Here is a 16,082-nt window from a genome sequence, read left to right as displayed (position 1 = left end):
TGGGCCCTGTGCGCGCGTATCTGCGAGGCGCCACAACTCCTATTCACAAAATCTCGTTTCCGAAGAGGCTAAAGCTTGAAGCTCTTTGTCTGCCAGGACTGCGGCAACGTTCTCTATTTCGAGAACCGCGCCTGCGAACGCTGCGGCCACCGGGTCGCCTTCCTGCCGGAGAGGGAGACGATGTCGGCGCTCGAGCCCGACGGCGAGGGTCAAGGCGGGGCTTGGACGACGCTCGCCGACAAGAAAAAGGGCCGCATGCTCTGTCGCAATGCCGAGCATGACGCCTGCAACTGGCTGAGGGATGCGGGCGATATCACCGGCTATTGCCGCGCCTGCCGCCACAACGGCATCGTGCCCGATCTGTCCGATCCCGCGCAACTCGCCGGGTGGCGCGAGCTCGAGGTGGCGAAACACCGGCTGTTCTATTCCCTGATCCGCTGGAAGCTGCCGCTCCAGACCCGGCAGGACAATCCCGAGCGCGGGCTGATCTTCAATTTCCTCGCCGACGATCCGAACAGCGGGCAGAAGATCATGACTGGCCACGACAACGGCCTGATCACGATCGCGCTGACCGAGACGGACGAGATCGAACGCGAGCGGCGCAGGCTCGAGATGGGAGAGCCCTACCGCACGCTGCTCGGGCATTTCCGCCACGAGGTCGGCCACTACTTCTGGGACGCGCTGGTGCGCGATGGTGGCAAGCTGGAGGAATGTCGCGCGGTATTTGGCGACGATTCCGCCGATTACGGTCAGGCCCTGCAGCGCCATTATGCCGAAGGCGCGCCGCCGGACTGGCAGCAGAACTACGTCTCGGCCTACGCGACCACGCATCCCTGGGAGGACTTCGCCGAGACCTGGGCGCACTATCTCCACATCGTCGACACCCTTGAGATGGCCGCCGAGTTCGGCATGGAGGTGCGCCCCAAGGTCGACCGCGACGGGGAGCTGACGACGCGCATCCGTTTCAGCCCCTATGAGGCCAGGGACGTCGAGGCGCTGGTCAACGCATGGCTGCCGTTCACGTTCGCCATGAACAGCGTCAACCGCGCCATGGGACTGCGCGATCTCTATCCGTTCATCCTGTCGCCCGCCGTCGTCGCCAAACTGGGCTTCATTCACGGCCTCGTCCGGGACGTGGCCAAGGCCGAGTCCAAGGCCGAGTCCAAGTCCGTGTCCAAGGCCAGCAAGCAGTAGGGCGTCGCAGGGGCTCGGGGCCGGTTTCGGTCTTGCGCTGGTACGCCAGAGGGCCCGGATTTAGACCGTTGCCTCCGGCCGATTTTGATGTACCACGGGAGCCACACGGCCCGTCCTTATCGGCCCCCACGGCCGGGGAAGGGTCCCGCCCAAGGTCGAGACTCAAGAAAAGCATGTTCAAACGCATTCTGATCGCCAATCGCGGCGAAATCGCCTGCCGGGTCATCAAGACCGCTCGCCGGATGGGAATTCTGACGGTTGCGGTCTATTCCGAGGCCGACCGCGATGCCCTCCATGTCGAGATGGCCGACGAGGCCGTGCTGATCGGCCCGCCCGCCGCGGCCGAGAGCTATCTGGTGATCGAGAAGATCGTCGAGGCCTGCCGCAAAACGGGGGCCGAGGCCGTGCATCCCGGCTATGGCTTCCTGTCCGAACGCGAGGCGTTTCCGCGCGCGCTGGAGGCCGCCGGCATCGTCTTCATCGGTCCGAACCCGGGCGCGATCGCCGCGATGGGCGACAAGATCGAGTCCAAGAAGGCGGCCGCGAAGGCCAAGGTCTCGACCGTGCCGGGCTATCTCGGCGTCATCGAGGACGCCAAGCACGCGGTCAAGATCGCCGACGAGATCGGCTATCCCGTGATGATCAAGGCCTCCGCCGGCGGCGGCGGCAAGGGCATGCGCATCGCGCATTCGACCGCCGAGGTCGCCGAAGGTTTCAACCTCGCCAAGGCCGAAGCCAAGGCTTCGTTCGGCGACGACCGCGTCTTCGTCGAAAAGTTCATCGTCGATCCCCGCCACATCGAGATCCAGGTGCTGGGCGACAAGCACGGCAACGTGATCTACCTCGGCGAGCGCGAATGCTCGATCCAGCGCCGCAACCAGAAGGTCATCGAGGAGGCGCCGTCGCCGCTGCTCGATGAAGCCACCCGCCGCAAGATGGGCGAGCAGGCGGTCGCGCTGGCCAAGGCCGTGAACTACGATTCCGCCGGCACCGTCGAGTTCGTCGCAGGCCAGGACAAGAGCTTCTACTTCCTCGAGATGAACACGCGCCTCCAGGTCGAGCATCCCGTCACCGAGCTCGTCACCGGCGTCGATCTCGTCGAGCAGATGCTGCGCGTCGCCGCCGGCGAGAAGCTCGCGATCAGCCAGAAGGACGTCACGCTGACCGGCTGGGCGGTGGAATCGCGGCTCTATGCCGAAGACCCGTTCCGCAACTTTCTGCCCTCGATCGGACGTCTCGTGAAGTACCGCCCGCCGACCGAAGCCAGCCAGGACGGCATCACCGTGCGTAACGACACCGGCGTGCAGGAGGGCGGCGAGATCTCGATCCATTACGATCCGATGCTCGCCAAGCTGGTCACGCACGCGCCCTCGCGCGCCGCTGCGATCGAGGCGCAGGCGACTGCGCTGGATTCGTTCTATGTCGAGGGTATCCGTCATAACATCCCATTCCTCTCGGCGCTGATGCATCATCCGCGCTGGCGCGAGGGCCGGCTCTCGACCGGCTTCATCGCCGAGGAATTCCCCAAGGGTTTTGCGGTGCGCATGCCCGAAGGCGAGGTCGCACGGCGGATCGCCGCGGTCGGCGCCGCCATCGATCACGTCCTTGGCGAGCGCAAGCGGCAGATCTCGGGCCAGATGGGCGGCCGCATCGTACAGCGCGAGCGCCGCCGCGCGGTCTGGCTCGAGCGCCAGGAGATTTTGCTCGAGGTCGGCCGCGAAGAAGGTGACGCGATCGCAATCCGCTTCGTCGACGCCGAAGGCAAGGCCGGCAATGCGCATCTGTTGCAGTCGCCGTGGAAGCCGGGCGATCCGGTCTGGCAGGGCACCATCGACGGACATGTGGTCGCGGTGCAGGCGCGCCCGATTCCGAATGGCATCCGCCTCGCGCATCAGGGTGTCGAGGTGCCGGTCTATGTCTGGACCGAAGCGGAAGCGGCCTCGGCGCGGCTGATGCCGGTGACGACGGCTTCCGACACCGGCAAGAAGCTGCTCTGTCCGATGCCCGGGCTTGTCGTCTCGATCGCGGTGACCGAGGGGCAGGAGGTCAAGGCGGGTGAGACGCTCGCGGTGGTCGAAGCCATGAAGATGCAGAACGTGCTGCGCGCCGAGCAGGACGGCACCGTGAAGAAGGTCCACGCCAGCGCCGGCGCGACGCTCGCGGTGGACGCGCTGATCTTGGAGTTTGCGTAAAGATTGTGAGTGGGACAGGCGGTCTGTCCACAAGCGGCGTCATTGCGAGGAGCCCTTGGCGACGAAGCAATCCAGTCTGTCTCCGCAGATGCATTCCTGGATTGCTTCGCTTCGCTCGCAATGACGGAGTATGTTGCAGCCTCCGTGACCCAACCGAGACAGCACCATGGCCTTTCGTTCCCGCCGCGAGAAACTGCGATCAATCCTGTCGGGTGGGAGTTGCGTCCATCCCGGCTCGGTCTACGACGCCATCTCGATCCGCATCGCCGAGGACCTTGGATTTCCGCTCGGCATGTTCGGTGGCTCGGTCGCCTCGCTCGCCGTGCTCGGTGACCCCGATGTCACGCTGATCACGCTCACCGAGCTTGCCGAACAGATGCGGCGGATGTCGCGCGCAGCGGCGCTGCCGGTGCTGGTCGATGCCGATCACGGCTATGGCAATGCGCTGAACGTGCGCCGCACGGTGCAGGAGTTGGAGACGGCGGGTGCCGCCGGCCTCACCATCGAGGACACGCTGCTGCCGGCTGCCTTTGGCGAGGCGAAGACGCAGCTGATCTCGCTGGAGGAGGGCGTCGGCAAGATGAAGGCGGCGCTCGACGGCCGCGGCGACTCCTCCCTCGTCATCATGGGCCGCACCGGAGCTGCCTCGATCACCTCGATCGAGGACGCGATCCGCCGCGCCAGGGCCTATGAGGCGACCGGCGTCGATGCGCTGTTCTTCACCGGCATCAAGTCGCGCGCGGAACTCGAGGCGATTGTCGCCGCCACCCATCTGCCGATCGTGCTCGGCGGCGCGCCGGACGAATTGAACGGAGCCGATTATCTCGCCGGCCAGCGCGTGCGCATCGGGCTTCAGGGCCACGCGCCGATCGCGGTGGCCATGCAGGCTGTCTACGAGACGCAGAAGGCGTTGCGCGAGGGCGTGGCGCCGAAGAATCTCAAGGGACTCCCATCGTCGGACTTGACCGGCCGCGTCATGCGCGAGGCCGACGCCAAGGCGCGCGGCGCCGATCTCCTCGGACTGAAAAAATGAGCCGGGCGATCCTTCAGGTCATGATCCGCGGGCGCGTGCAAGGCGTCGGCTATCGCGCCTGGGTCGAGTCCCAGGCGGTTGCCTGCGGCCTCGAAGGCTGGGTTCGCAACCGCCGCGACGGCAGCGTGGAAGCGCTGTTCGCGGGAACGCCGAAGCATGTCGCCGACATGGTCGCGCTGTGCCGCCACGGCCCGCCGTCCTCGCGCGTGGACAGCGTCACCAGCGAGACGGCCAGTGTGGACGAGCTCAACCTGCGCAGGGCAGGGGAAGCGTTTTCGGTGTTGCCGACGATGTGACCTGATGCGATGAGGTCGCGCTATCGCCGTAGCGGCGGTGCGCTCTCTCCACGTGCGGAGCGAGATGAAGAACAATCACCTTGGCAGCTTCGAAATCGCCTCGCTCAGCTCGTGGATCTCATACGGCTTGCGCAGGATCGGGAAATCGCCACGGGCGCCGGCGGCGGCTTCGCTGTAACCGGTGGCAAGAAGGATCGGCAGGCCCGGGTGGATCTGGCGAAGGTGATGGGCAAGGCTGAGCCCGTCCATCTTGCCGGGCATCACGATGTCGGTAAAGACGAAGTCGACGCCGTTGTTCTCGAGCTCGCGCAATGCGGATTCGGCGTCGGCAACCCGGTGCACGCGATAGCCGAGCTGCTCCAGCAGGCCGATACTGACGATCGCGACCTCGGGATTGTCCTCGACCAGCAGCACGGTGCCGTTGCCGAGAACCGGCATCGCTTCAGCCATCTCGGTCGGTGCGGTGGCAGTTTCGCGTGGCAGCAGGATGGTGAAAGTCGTGCCCTTGCCGAGCTCGCTCGTGACCTTGACCGTGCCGCCCGCCTGATGCGCAAAGCCGTGCACCTGCGACAGGCCGAGGCCGGTGCCCTTGCCAACGGGCTTCGTCGTGAAGAACGGCTCGAAGATCTTGTCGACCACGTCGGAAGGAATGCCAAGGCCGGTATCGGCGACGGTGACGGCCACGAACTCGCCGCTGTGGAGCGGTTCGTCCAGGACGACGTTGCGTGCGCCGATGGTGACGGTGCCGCCGTCGGGCATTGCATCGCGGGCATTGATGACGAGATTGAGCAGCCCCGTCTCGAACTCGGAGACGTCAGCCTTGACCGGCCAGATATCGCGGTCGATCTCGAAGGCGAGACGGACGGCGCTGCCGACGCCGGCGTGGAGCACTTCGCGGATCGCCTCGATGCGGTCGCCGAAGCGAATCGCCTGGGGATTGACGCTTTGCCGCCGCGCGAACGTCAGGAGCTGGCCGGTCAGTGCCGCGCCGCGCTTGGTTGCGGTCTCGATCGCGGATACCGCGCGCTGAAGCTTGGCCTCGTCGACATCGCCCTTCTTCAGGATGTGAAGGCTGCCGCTGATGATCATCAGGAGGTTGTTGAAGTCGTGAGCGATGCCGCCGGTGAGCTGGCCAAGCGCATCGAATTTCTGCGACTCGGCAAGCTGCCGCTGCATCGTTTCGAGCTTGAGCTGCGCATTGCGCCGCTCGGTGATGTCACGCGTGATCTTGGCGAAGCCGACCAGGGCGCCGTTCTCGTAGATCGGATCGATGATGACGCTGGCCCAGAAGAAGGTGCCGTCTTTGCGAACGCGCCAGCCTTCCTCCTCGTAGCGGCCCTGGTCCCGGGCGATGCCGAGGGCCCGCGCGGGCTTGCCGTTGGCACGGTCGGTCTCGGTATAGAAGCGGGAAAAATGCTGGCCGAGAATCTCCGCGGGCGAGTAGCCCTTGATCCGCTCACCGCCGATATTCCAGCTCGTGATGATCCCGGTGGGATCGAGCATGTAGAGGGCGTAGTCCGCGACCCCCTCCACCAACAGCCGGAAACTGCGCTCGCTTTCGAACAAGTCTCTCTGCTGATTGGAGTTTTTTGCCATTCCTGACCCCGCCTGAAAGGGGCAAACGCTGCGGGGTTGGTTTGGTTCCCGCCCGCTGGGACGTTTTTAGGCAATTACGCCGGACGGTATGCAGGACGCAAGCGCGATCGGATTCTCTTGACAATTCATCGGTCTCGTCAGATATTTCTGTTATGACAGAAACAACCGATAAAAAGAAACTCCCCGCCGCCGTCGAGCGCTTCATCCTGCATTGGGGCGACATGGGGGACGGGTGGGGCGTCAACCGCTCGGTCAGTCAGATCCACGGGCTGCTCTATCTCGCCGAGGCGCCGATGACGGCCGAGGACATCGCCGAGACGCTCGGCATGGCGCGCTCCAATGTTTCCAACTCGCTCAAGGAATTGCTCGCCTGGAATTTGATCCGGCGGGTGCCGATCCTCGGCGACCGCCGTGATCATTACGAGGCCGAGACCGACATCTGGGAGGTCGCGGCCAGGATCGCGGCGCGGCGCAAGGAGCGAGAGCTCGATCCGGCGATCACGGCGCTTCGGGCCTGCGTGTCCGATGCGGCCGACGATCCGACCATCAGTCCCGTCGCGAGCAAACGACTGAAGGAGATGCTCGCCTTCACCGAGCTCGCCGACCACTGGTTCATGCAGATGCTGAAGGTGCCGCGGCCGCGGTTGGTCGCCTTGATGCGGCTTGGCGAGAAGATCGCCAACCTGCTGCCGCTGGGCAAGGCCAAATAAACTTGCGGGGTGCGATGACGTCGCTCGATTATCAGGCTTCACCGCATCTCACTCCACTCACACAAGGCTGCTCGACGACCGCCGCTTCCGCGCGCTGTTGTCGGATGAGGATTGGGGGCGTCTGCCGCTCGCGACCTGGCGGCGCTTTTCAAAGCGAGTCGCCGACGGCGACAGCATCGTCTATGTCGGCGTGGTCGACGAGGTCGGCTTCAGCGACATCGGCTGGTTATTCGCACAAGCCGCGCGCCTGATCGGCGGGCCACTGCCGACCGGACGCGACACCGGCGTTTCCATGATCGTCACGGTCACCGAGGACGGCGCGACCGGCGGCCAGACCTGGACCCGCATCTGCGCGCGCAAGCGCGGCTTTCCGCAGGTGATCCGTTCCGCCAAGCGTTTTGCCGGCCCGACCGGGTTGGAGGAGTATGTCGGATTCGGCGTCTCGATGGCGCTACGCATCGCGGTCGAGGGACAGGCGCTGACCTTCCGCAGCGCCGGTTACGGCCTCCAGCTCGGCAGCTTGTGGATCCCGCTGCCGCAATGGCTCACGCCGGGCGATCTCACGGTGACGCATTCGGATCTCGGCGAGGGCGCCTTCCGCTTCACCCTCGATCTCGTTCATCCGCGTTACGGCGCGCTGATCCACCAGTCCGCCGTCTTCAGGGAGGAAGTATCATGACGCCGCTGTTGTGGATACTCATCGCCATTCAGATCGTGATGGGCTTGTTCGACACCTTCTATCACCACGAATTCACCGAGCGCTTGGCCTGGCGGGTGTCGCAGCGTTTCGAATTGAAGCTGCACGGCATCCGCAACATGCTCTATGCGCTGCTGTTCCTGCTGCTCGGCTGGCTCGAGGTCTATGGCGTGCTGGCGCTGCTGGTCGTCGCGGTACTGGTCGCCGAGGTCGTGATTACGCTGATGGATTTCGTCGAGGAGGATCTGAGCCGAAAACTGCCGCCGAGCGAGCGCATCAATCACACGCTGCTCGCGATCAACTATGGCGCCATCCTGGTGCTGCTGCTGCCGATGCTGATCGATTGGGCGATGCAGCCGTTCGGCGTGACAATCGTGTACCAGGGCTTTCCCAGCATTGCCGCCACCGCTTGCGCGATCGGCGCGGCGCTCTGCGGCGTCAGGGATTTCGCCGCGATGCGGCGGCTCGGCCGCATGCGAAGCGTTCCCGCGCTCGGGCTCGTCGAAAAGCTCCCCGGCCGCAAGACCGTCCTGATATCAGGCGCGACCGGCTTCATCGGCAGTCGACTCGCAGCAAGCCTCAGCGGAGCAGGGCATCACGTCATCGCGCTGATCCGCAACCCCGCCAAGGCCGAGATGCTGCCGTCGCCGGTGACGCTGATCACCAGCTTCGATCAGCTCGCTTCGGACACGCCGATCGATGCCATCGTCAATCTCGCGGGTGAGCCGATCGGCAACGGCCTGTGGACCGAAGCCAAGCGCGCGAAGATCATTGGCTCGCGCGTCGATATGACCGGCGATGTCGTCAAACTAATCGCCCGGCTCGACCGCAAGCCCGAGGTGCTCGTCAGCGGCTCCGCGATCGGCTGGTACGGCCTGTGGGCGGACCAGGTGCTGACGGAATCGGCGAAGTCGCACGCCTGCTTCAGCCACGAGCTCTGCGCAGGCTGGGAGAGCGCGGCGCGGCCGGCGGAGGAACTCGGCGTGCGCGTGGTCTATTTGCGCATCGGGCTGGTCCTCGGCACCGAAGGTGGTTTCATCACGCGCATGCTGACGCCGTTCGAGTTCGGCCTCGGTGGTCCGCTCGGCACCGGGCGGCAATGGATGTCCTGGATCGAGCGCGACGATCTCATCCGGCTGATCGCCTATGTGATGGCAACGCCCGATCTTGCCGGCCCCGTCAACGCCACGGCACCGATTCCGGTGACCAACGCAAAATTCACCGAAGAGCTCGGCCGCCGCCTGCATCGGCCCGCGGTGTTCCGCATTCCCGGCGGCCTGCTGCGCCGGATCGGCGGCCAGCGCGTGCTGCCGAACAAGGCGCTGAGCCGCGGTTTTGTGTTCCGGCACGAGACGCTGCGCAGCGCGTTCGAGGCGATCCTGTGAGTACGTGCGGCGCTCAAGCTGCCACGCTCCGAAACGTCGCCGCGACCGCGCGCAGCGCCGCAAGCTTTGCGGGATCGCTGACCTTCGAATGCAGCATCACTTTGGAGCTGCCGAGTTTCGGCAGCTTGTGCGCAGGCCCGATGTCGACGAGGCCCGGTGGCGCGATCCGCCGCGCCAGCGGCGCAATCGCAAGCCCGGCGAGTGCGGCAGCGACCACCGCAGTGACACCACCACCGACAAAGCGCTCGCGCCAGGCGATGCCGGCCTTGTCGAGCGCGCGCACGGCGACGGCGCGGACGCCGCAGGGCGGGGCGAGGGTTGCGAGCGGCAGCGGCTCGCCCTTCGGCAGGCTGAAGCGTCTTGCGGCGAACCAGCAAAACTCGTCCTCGGCCAGCTTCTCGCCGCCGCGGCGGCTGCCTTCCTGACGAACGATCACGGCGTCCAGCTCACCAGAATCGTAGGCTTCCTGCATCTCGCGCGAAAAGCCGATGGTGACGGCGAGGGTGAGATTGGCCGACATCGCGTGCAGGCGTTCGAGCAGCGGCACCAGTTCGGGGCCCGCGGCATGGTCGGAGATGCCGAGCGAGAGCGACTGCGCAGTCGATGTCTCGTCCGAGAGCGCGCGGTCATGCGCCTGCATCAGCGCGCTGGCGCGATCGAGGAACGCGGCGCCCTCGGCGGTAAGCCGGACCGCGCGCGGCGAGCGCTCGACGAGGCGTTTTGCCAGCAGGGTTTCCAGCCGCTGAAGCTTAAGACTGACCGCCGCCTGCGTCGTGCCGAGCGCTTCGGCAGCACGTGTAAAGCTCTGGAGGTCGGCGACCAGCAGAAAGGCCTTGATGGTGGCGATGTCGAGGGTAGCTGTCATTATGAATACTTATCACTGGTATCAACAGAGATAAGATACCAAAATGACGACCGGAGGTCTAGCTTCTTACCAACGCCGCGCGAGCACCGCGCAGCATCTTGAGGAGAACCACCATGCCCTTGATCACCGTGTCCTACACCACATCCCGGCAGTCGCCGTCGCTCAAGGCCGACATCGCGAGCGCCGTGTCCGAGCTGACCGCAAGCATCCTGCACAAGGATCCCAAGGTGACCGCCATCATCGTGAAATCGGTCGATGCCAGCGACTGGTTTGCCGGCGGCCAATCGCTCGCGGAGCAGAAGCTTGCCAGCTACTGGATCGACATCCACGTCAGCGAAGGCACCAACACCAAGGACGAGAAGGCGGCGTATCTCGCCGCGATGTTCAAGCGCATGGCCGAGATCCTGGGCCCGCTGCATCCCGAGACGTACCTGCACGTCGACGAGGTCAAGGGCGACGCCTACGGTTTCGGCGGGCTGACGCAGGAGCGGCGTTACATCGCCGGCAAGCTCGACGTGTCGCTGAAGGCGGCGTGAAAACAGTAGGCCGCGGGTGAAAAATCTCACCCGCGGCCTGAACGTCAGCTCGCCGCGCGGAACTGAACTTCGGACTTGTTCAGGAAGCACGTCTTGTCGAACAGTGTCAGATCCAGCGGGTTCGGCAGCCTGACGTCGCTGATATCAGGGCAGGGCTTGATCGAGGGATCATAGGAGCGGTCGATCTGCGAGATGAAGACGACGATCAGTCCCTTGTCGCGCGCGAAGGATTTCAGCGCACGCACCTGAACGGTGAGGTCAGGGTTTTCCCGCCGCTGGTCGAGCAGTTGCAGATAGTCGATCACGACCAGCGTACCATGCGGCGCCGGGGCCATCTGCTTGACGACGTAATCGGCGCTGATGGCATCGGAGCAATCAACCTCGAACAGCTTGTCAAACTGTGCGGGGTCCACGCCGATCGCGCGGAGGCGATCCAGGACGTCCTTCTCGTTGTATTCGAGCGAGAAGAACGCAGCGCGATGGCCAGACCGCATGGCTTCGACCGCGAGTTCGAGGCTCATCAGCGTCTTGCCCTGACCGGGGCGAGCGCCGACCAGCACCAGGTCGCCCGGCCGGAATTGTGGAAACAGCCGATTGGCCGGCGTCATCGCCGCGGTTTTCGCCGCGAGCATGCTCCAGGCGGAAAACCCTTCCGTCGTGGCGATGCGGTCGAGCGCGTCGTGCAGTGGAATGCCGGCCTCGCGCGACAGGCGCTTTGCTTTTCGCTTCAGGTGATAGATCGGCGCAGAGAGTCTCATCGTCTAACCTCCCATTGCGAGCTGAAAGCGCAATCCCTCCTTATGCCTGGCGCTCGAACAGTCGGTCCGAAGATCATTCGCCCGGCATGAAGTCTGCTTTCCCGGCGGAGGGGGGAGGCGTGGGCGGCACCGGAAGCAAGCGTAGCCGATTCGCGCTTGCGGAGAACAGGCCTAGACCGCCGCCTCCGGCACCAGCACGCGGGTCGGCCCGAACAATTGTTCAAACGCCTGCCGGAGCGCGATGTCCACATCGGCGATCGTGACGAGCTGGCCGAGATCGACCAGCGACGTCACGCCATAGCGGGGATCGGCGACGCCGCAGGGCACGATGCCGGCGAAATGCGACAGCTCCGGCTCGACATTGATGGCGATGCCGTGGAACGAGACCCAGCGCTTCAGCCGCACCCCGATCGCGGCGATCTTGTCCTCGTGCTCGGACCCCTTGTCGGGTCGCTTCACCCAGACCCCGACCCGGTCCTCGCGCCGCTCGCCGCGGACGTTGAAAGCGGCGAGCGTGCGCAGGATCAATTCCTCGAGGCTCGCGACATAGGCCCGCACGTCCGGCCGTCGGCGCTTGAGGTCGAGCATGACATAGGCCACCCGCTGGCCGGGGCCGTGATAGGTGAGCTGGCCGCCGCGCCCGGTGGCGAAGGTCGGGAATCGCGCGTCGAGCAGGTCGGATTCCTTGCCCGAGGTGCCGGAGGTGTAGAGCGGGGGGTGTTCGAGCAGCCAGACCAGCTCCGGCGCTTCGCCCGCTGCGATCTGAGCGACTCGGGCCTCCATGGTGGCCACGGCGTCCGGATAGGGCACCAGAGCGTCCGAGAGTCGCCATTCCACCGGCGCGCCGCCGGCGGCGGAAAACGAGGTCAGATCGAGCTCTTGGCGGGGGTTTTGAGGCGAATTAACCATTGGCTAACCATAACGTGGTGATCATCTGGGGTGCAAATGCCAAGTCCCTTGGCCTAAGTCTCAAGTTGCGGTGGTGCTGAAGTGCCTACACTCGACAAAGTCACCGTGGATCTCATGGTCGTCCTCGGGACGACCACCATGCCAATCCATCAAGTATTACGTCTTTCCCGCGGCGCCATCATCGAGCTGGACGCAACCGAGGCCGACGAGGTCAAGGTTTTGGCCAACAATCTCCCCGTCGCCTCCGGCGTCGTGCTGGTCGATCGCAACCGGATCGCGGTCGAGGTCAAGCAGATGCTGCCGCGCACGGCCGGCACGCGGTAGCGGCCCGGGCACGCGGTAAAGCCCGATCCGGGGCGGGGCGGAACTTTCTTGCCAAGCTTGTGGAATTCTGGGCCTTTGCAGGCTTGTACCCCCCTGACGGATTTGTTAGATCGGCGCCGTTGATCCGGCAGGCCTCAAGCCCTAAGCCGGCATCCCCAAAGCGCTCGTGGCGGAATTGGTAGACGCGCTGCCTTGAGGTGGCAGTGAGTAAAATCGTGGGGGTTCGAGTCCCTCCGAGCGCACCAAACGCGTAAGTTACTGACGCGAAATATTTTTCCGCGATTGCTGCTCCCGCTTTGTTGCCCACGGTGAAACGAACCGTAAGCAGGTGGCTCGTCACTGCGGCCAGGATGTGAGCAGCCAGGCGCCCGCGGCCACACATGCAATGCCGGCAGCGCGCGCGATCCAGCGTCCGACCGGCGTGAGTTTCTCCAAAAGGACAAGCAGCGCCAAAAGCGCAATCCAGAGCACGTTCATCACTCCGCCCACGAACAACAGCACCATCAAGACCCAGCAGCAGCCGACACAATAGCCTCCGTGTCGAAAGCCCAGCAGCAAACAGCCTCGCAGGTCTCCGCGAAAGCCGCCGTGGCGCATCAGGAACAGAAACGGCGACTGGCATTGGGCGAGACAGACGTCCTTGAGGGGTGTCCATTGATAGACACCCGCTGCGATCAGCATGATGGCGCCGAGCAGATTGCTCGCGACCGCCATCCGGGAATCCAATAGCGCTGCCCGCTCGATTGCCCACTGCAGAAAGGTGGCTGCCAGCGAAAAGCCGCACCAGGCGAGGAGGTAACCGGCGGCAAACCAGCCGGTCGCGGCAAACGGCTTGCCCTGCGCTTTCCCCTGTCGACCCACCCGAGCGTACATGAGGATCATGGGCGCTGCCGAGGGGGCCATCATTCCGACCATCATCACCGCCCACATCAGGAACACATACGCGAACTCGATCGCTCGCCATGGCTCGTTGGCCGGCAACATGATTCCGATCCCGGCAGGGATCATGCGGAACTCGCTCATGTCCATGCCGCCCATGTCCATGTCGTTGGCGAGCCAGAGCAGATAGCTCCATGCCAGCGCGACCATGAGGCCGATCGCGCCGCCGACGATCCAGCGATCGCGCCGCAGCACGGTTTCCAGGGGACTGTCTGTCATTTGCGATCGACATTGCCGGCCCTGACGCAAGGCCGGTATCGGGATTACATCACGCCTGATTCGACCAGCGGATCGGCGCATAGAGGCCGTTCCTGCCGGAATTGTCCCAGCGCATGCCATGATCGCTGAAGGTATTGCCGGAGCCGCCGACGGCCATCACCATGGCGTCGGGACTGACCGGATGGCCGATGTTCGCCCACATTTCGCCGCTCGGATGCATGGTTGGTAAGGGATCGACCGACATGTGCAGGATGCCGGGGATTTCCGCGGACCGCGTCTTGCCGTCGATCCGGAACGTGATCGGGACCTTGCGCACCCCCAGGTTCTTGCTGATCAGCGGCGCGAACGCGGCCATCGGACCGCCGGCACCGCCGGTGAAGATGGCAGCCAGAGCCTCGGTCTGCTCATCGTTGGCGCGCTGATCGATATAGGCGGCCACCGACCAATCTCCGTCTGCCATGACGCCAGGTGCGTGGAGGATGACGAGCACATTCATTCCATCGAGCGCGATATCGCCATAGCGGCCGCTCTCGATGTGGAAGATCAGCGGCACGTTGCAGAAGCCCTCGGTCGGTCGCGCGGTCAATGGGGGCGCCGCCGACACCAGGCAGGGACACACGATGCTGCAACTGCAATTCTCGAAGTAATCACCGGAAAGGTGCCATGGGACATCCGCCATTGCTGTCTCCCGCCTGGCCGAACCCGATAGGTGCTTTCGAACGAGCTACGTAGGGTTGAAAGGTACGCTTGGCGGGGAAGCGCCGCAAGCCGATTCCACTGTCGAAATACGTCGAGGAAAGCGAGCTGAGGGAGAACGGCTGCGTTCCGTCAACTGCTGAGACCCGCCTTGCGCAATCCGTCGAGGAAGTGTTCGCGATCGGCGGGATCGCGATACCTTTCGGCTCGAGCCCGAGCGAGGTTGAGGGTCTTCGCGGGCATGGCTTCGCCATTCGCTTTCAGTTCACGACGCCGTTCGCTGACGAATGCGTCTGCCTCGGATTGCGCCTCGCCGAGCCGTCCCATCTGCGCATGGCAGGCCGCCAGGAGGCCGTGCGACCACCGATCGAGCGATCGCGCCTCCATCAAGGCTTTGACCGCCAGCTCGTAGTCGCGCCCCGAATAGAGCGCAAGCGCGTGATACCAATGGTACAGGTTGGGCGGAAACGGATTGAGCCGTTTAGCGGTCCCGATCCAAATGAGCGCCTCGCGCCACCGTCCCCAGTAGACCAGGATGTTGGCGTAGACGGCGGCGACATCGGCATCGTTTGGATTGAGCGCGAGCGCGCGGCTGAAATGGATTTCGGCCTTGGCATCTTCGTGTCGCAGGAACAGCAGCTGCGCAAACACGCCATGAGACCAGGCGTCGCCGTCATCGATATCGAGTGCGGTCTCGATCTCGCCAAGCGCCTCGTCGAGAGTTGCGGTGGCGGGCGATTCGAGAAACACATCGCAGACGATGGTCCAGGCGATGTTGGCGTGGGCGCCGGCATATTGCGGGTCGAGCGCGACGGCGCTTCGAAAGTGCTCCCTGGCCTGCGCCATGGCTTTCACGGTCAATTGACGCCATCGCTCGTTTCCCAGCAGGACCAAATCATAGGCCGTAATGCTGGAGGTCCGCTTGCGCCTGGCGATCTCGCGGCCGGCGTCCTCCAGCCGGCCGGGAAGGGCCGCGACGATCGCCCGGACGATCTCGTCCTGCAGGGTGAAGATGTCTTCGAGGTCGCGGTCATAGCGCTCGGTCCAGAGGCTGTAACCGCTCGCGGCATCGAGAAGCTGGACGCTCACCCGCACCCGGCTGCCGATCTTGCGCACGCTCCCTTCGGCGACGTATCTGACGCCGAGCTCGCGGCCAACTTGCTTGATCTCGGGTGTCCTGTCCTTGTAGGCGAAGCTGGAATGGCGGGCGACGACGAACAGCGACCTGAACCGCGACAATTCGGCGATGATGTCTCCCGTGATGCCGTCGGAAAAATAATCCTGCCCGGGATCGCCGCCCAGATTCGAAAACGGAAGCACCGCGAGCGAGGGCCTCTCGGACACCACAGCTGCCGGCGACGCGGGCAGGCCGGCCCTGGATTCGGCGGTGACCGGTGGCCCGACATAGCGGTAGCCGCGGCGTGGCAGCGTCTCGATCCAGGTCGTGCCGCCGTCAACGTCGGCAAATATCCGTCGCAAGGCGGCGATCTGCACCGTCAGGTTGCTTTCCTCGATCGCCAGCCCCGGCCACGCCGCCTGCATCAACGCGTCCTTGGATACCGGTGCTCCGGCCTGCTCGACCAGCAGCCGAAGCAGCCTCACCGCGCGCCGGCCGATCGCGACCGGCTCGGAGTCCCGAAACAGCGTCTCGGACTCGCCGTCGAGGCGGTAGGGGCCGAACTCGTGGATCGTCGCCATGGCTTGGACATTACATTTTTTGCAACTTTTTCGGA

The 16,082-nt window shown here is 64.7% G+C and carries 16 protein-coding genes and 1 tRNA gene; 10 read left to right on the top strand and 7 right to left on the bottom strand.

Annotation, left to right across the window (positions count from 1 at the left end):
* Positions 1 to 75 precede the first annotated feature (75 nt).
* The 4 genes from QSV46_RS21870 (at position 76) to QSV46_RS21855 (ending at position 4,715) form a co-directional block, all read left to right on the top strand.
* Positions 76 to 1,194 carry a putative zinc-binding peptidase gene (locus QSV46_RS21870; protein ID WP_314956353.1) on the top strand — a complete coding sequence of 373 codons (1,119 nt, stop codon included), beginning with the start codon at positions 76 to 78 and terminating at the stop codon, positions 1,192 to 1,194.
* Between the two features lie 173 nt (positions 1,195 to 1,367).
* Positions 1,368 to 3,386: an acetyl/propionyl/methylcrotonyl-CoA carboxylase subunit alpha gene (locus tag QSV46_RS21865; protein ID WP_314956351.1), complete on the top strand. Its 2,019-nt coding sequence runs from the start codon at positions 1,368 to 1,370 to the stop codon at positions 3,384 to 3,386.
* 166 nt (positions 3,387 to 3,552) lie between these two features.
* On the top strand, positions 3,553 to 4,419 hold the full coding sequence (locus tag QSV46_RS21860; protein ID WP_314956349.1) for an isocitrate lyase/PEP mutase family protein: 867 nt from the start codon (positions 3,553 to 3,555) through the stop codon (positions 4,417 to 4,419).
* Complete coding sequence (locus QSV46_RS21855; RefSeq protein ID WP_314956346.1) at positions 4,416 to 4,715, top strand: acylphosphatase; 300 nt, start codon at positions 4,416 to 4,418, stop codon at positions 4,713 to 4,715. The genes QSV46_RS21860 and QSV46_RS21855 overlap by 4 nt, the downstream gene beginning before the upstream one ends.
* 75 nt (positions 4,716 to 4,790) lie before the next feature.
* Here QSV46_RS21855 and QSV46_RS21850 read toward each other — a convergent pair whose 3' ends face one another.
* Positions 4,791 to 6,311, bottom strand: coding sequence for a PAS domain-containing sensor histidine kinase (locus QSV46_RS21850; RefSeq protein ID WP_314956344.1), 1,521 nt, complete (start codon positions 6,309 to 6,311; stop codon positions 4,791 to 4,793).
* 152 nt (positions 6,312 to 6,463) lie between these two features.
* Between QSV46_RS21850 and QSV46_RS21845 the strand changes: the two genes are divergently transcribed.
* The 3 genes from QSV46_RS21845 to QSV46_RS21835 all read left to right on the top strand — a co-directional run bounded on the left by QSV46_RS21845 (position 6,464) and on the right by QSV46_RS21835 (position 9,103).
* The gene (locus QSV46_RS21845; RefSeq protein ID WP_314956342.1) at positions 6,464 to 7,021 is read left to right on the top strand and encodes a GbsR/MarR family transcriptional regulator; all 558 of its coding nucleotides are present in this window, start codon (positions 6,464 to 6,466) and stop codon (positions 7,019 to 7,021) included.
* Positions 7,022 to 7,088: 67 nt separating this feature from the next.
* Positions 7,089 to 7,700: a DUF4166 domain-containing protein gene (locus QSV46_RS21840; RefSeq protein WP_314956998.1), complete on the top strand. Its 612-nt coding sequence runs from the start codon at positions 7,089 to 7,091 to the stop codon at positions 7,698 to 7,700.
* A complete protein-coding gene (locus QSV46_RS21835; RefSeq protein WP_314956339.1) occupies positions 7,697 to 9,103 on the top strand; it encodes a TIGR01777 family oxidoreductase in 1,407 nt (468 codons plus the stop codon). Before QSV46_RS21840 ends, QSV46_RS21835 begins: the two co-directional genes overlap by 4 nt.
* A 13-nt stretch (positions 9,104 to 9,116) precedes the next feature.
* On the opposite strand, the gene QSV46_RS21830 is transcribed toward QSV46_RS21835, so the two are convergent.
* On the bottom strand, positions 9,117 to 9,968 hold the full coding sequence (locus QSV46_RS21830) for a LysR family transcriptional regulator (RefSeq protein ID WP_314956336.1): 852 nt from the start codon (positions 9,966 to 9,968) through the stop codon (positions 9,117 to 9,119).
* Between the two features lie 113 nt (positions 9,969 to 10,081).
* Here QSV46_RS21830 and QSV46_RS21825 point away from each other — a divergent pair, with 113 nt between their 5' ends.
* The gene (locus tag QSV46_RS21825) at positions 10,082 to 10,504 is read left to right on the top strand and encodes a 4-oxalocrotonate tautomerase family protein (protein WP_314956333.1); all 423 of its coding nucleotides are present in this window, start codon (positions 10,082 to 10,084) and stop codon (positions 10,502 to 10,504) included.
* A gap of 44 nt (positions 10,505 to 10,548) precedes the next feature.
* Here the strand turns inward: QSV46_RS21825 and QSV46_RS21820 are convergent, their stop codons facing one another.
* Entirely contained in the window at positions 10,549 to 11,262 is a 714-nt protein-coding gene (locus QSV46_RS21820; RefSeq protein ID WP_314956330.1) for a DNA helicase, read from the bottom strand.
* Positions 11,263 to 11,433: 171 nt separating this feature from the next.
* Complete coding sequence (gene lipB, locus QSV46_RS21815; RefSeq protein WP_314956328.1) at positions 11,434 to 12,171, bottom strand: lipoyl(octanoyl) transferase LipB; 738 nt, start codon at positions 12,169 to 12,171, stop codon at positions 11,434 to 11,436.
* Between the two features lie 81 nt (positions 12,172 to 12,252).
* Here lipB and QSV46_RS21810 point away from each other — a divergent pair, with 81 nt between their 5' ends.
* Positions 12,253 to 12,495: a FliM/FliN family flagellar motor switch protein gene (locus QSV46_RS21810; protein ID WP_035714832.1), complete on the top strand. Its 243-nt coding sequence runs from the start codon at positions 12,253 to 12,255 to the stop codon at positions 12,493 to 12,495.
* Positions 12,496 to 12,655: 160 nt separating this feature from the next.
* Positions 12,656 to 12,740, top strand: a tRNA-Leu gene (locus QSV46_RS21805).
* Positions 12,741 to 12,831: 91 nt separating this feature from the next.
* Here the strand turns inward: QSV46_RS21805 and QSV46_RS21800 are convergent.
* The 3 genes from QSV46_RS21800 to QSV46_RS21790 form a co-directional block, all read right to left on the bottom strand.
* On the bottom strand, positions 12,832 to 13,653 hold the full coding sequence (locus tag QSV46_RS21800; RefSeq protein WP_314956996.1) for a DUF2182 domain-containing protein: 822 nt from the start codon (positions 13,651 to 13,653) through the stop codon (positions 12,832 to 12,834).
* A gap of 49 nt (positions 13,654 to 13,702) precedes the next feature.
* Entirely contained in the window at positions 13,703 to 14,332 is a 630-nt protein-coding gene (locus tag QSV46_RS21795; RefSeq protein WP_314956325.1) for a DUF1326 domain-containing protein, read from the bottom strand.
* Positions 14,333 to 14,481: 149 nt separating this feature from the next.
* Entirely contained in the window at positions 14,482 to 16,047 is a 1,566-nt protein-coding gene (locus tag QSV46_RS21790) for a winged helix-turn-helix domain-containing tetratricopeptide repeat protein (protein ID WP_314956323.1), read from the bottom strand.
* Positions 16,048 to 16,082: the final 35 nt, after the last annotated feature.

Source organism: Bradyrhizobium cosmicum, from assembly GCF_032290525.1.
GTDB classification, from domain to species: Bacteria; Pseudomonadota; Alphaproteobacteria; order Rhizobiales; family Xanthobacteraceae; genus Bradyrhizobium; species Bradyrhizobium cosmicum_A.
Note: the sequence above shows the minus strand (reverse complement) of the source record. Positions and strands in the feature narration are given on the sequence as shown.

What these genes read in the sequence shown, in the direction of transcription:
- QSV46_RS21865 (WP_314956351.1), top strand. Translation starts at nt 1,368, where the DNA reads ATGTTCAAACGCATTCTGATCGCCAATCGCGGCGAAATCGCCTGCCGG.
- QSV46_RS21860 (WP_314956349.1), top strand. Translation starts at nt 3,553, where the DNA reads ATGGCCTTTCGTTCCCGCCGCGAGAAACTGCGATCAATCCTGTCGGGT.
- QSV46_RS21855 (WP_314956346.1), top strand. Translation starts at nt 4,416, where the DNA reads ATGAGCCGGGCGATCCTTCAGGTCATGATCCGCGGGCGCGTGCAAGGC.
- QSV46_RS21850 (WP_314956344.1), bottom strand. Translation starts at nt 6,311, where the DNA reads ATGGCAAAAAACTCCAATCAGCAGAGAGACTTGTTCGAAAGCGAGCGC.
- QSV46_RS21845 (WP_314956342.1), top strand. Translation starts at nt 6,464, where the DNA reads ATGACAGAAACAACCGATAAAAAGAAACTCCCCGCCGCCGTCGAGCGC.
- QSV46_RS21835 (WP_314956339.1), top strand. Translation starts at nt 7,697, where the DNA reads ATGACGCCGCTGTTGTGGATACTCATCGCCATTCAGATCGTGATGGGC.
- QSV46_RS21830 (WP_314956336.1), bottom strand. Translation starts at nt 9,968, where the DNA reads ATGACAGCTACCCTCGACATCGCCACCATCAAGGCCTTTCTGCTGGTC.
- QSV46_RS21825 (WP_314956333.1), top strand. Translation starts at nt 10,082, where the DNA reads ATGCCCTTGATCACCGTGTCCTACACCACATCCCGGCAGTCGCCGTCG.
- QSV46_RS21820 (WP_314956330.1), bottom strand. Translation starts at nt 11,262, where the DNA reads ATGAGACTCTCTGCGCCGATCTATCACCTGAAGCGAAAAGCAAAGCGC.
- lipB (WP_314956328.1), bottom strand. Translation starts at nt 12,171, where the DNA reads ATGGTTAATTCGCCTCAAAACCCCCGCCAAGAGCTCGATCTGACCTCG.
- QSV46_RS21800 (WP_314956996.1), bottom strand. Translation starts at nt 13,653, where the DNA reads ATGACAGACAGTCCCCTGGAAACCGTGCTGCGGCGCGATCGCTGGATC.
- QSV46_RS21795 (WP_314956325.1), bottom strand. Translation starts at nt 14,332, where the DNA reads ATGGCGGATGTCCCATGGCACCTTTCCGGTGATTACTTCGAGAATTGC.
- QSV46_RS21790 (WP_314956323.1), bottom strand. Translation starts at nt 16,047, where the DNA reads ATGGCGACGATCCACGAGTTCGGCCCCTACCGCCTCGACGGCGAGTCC.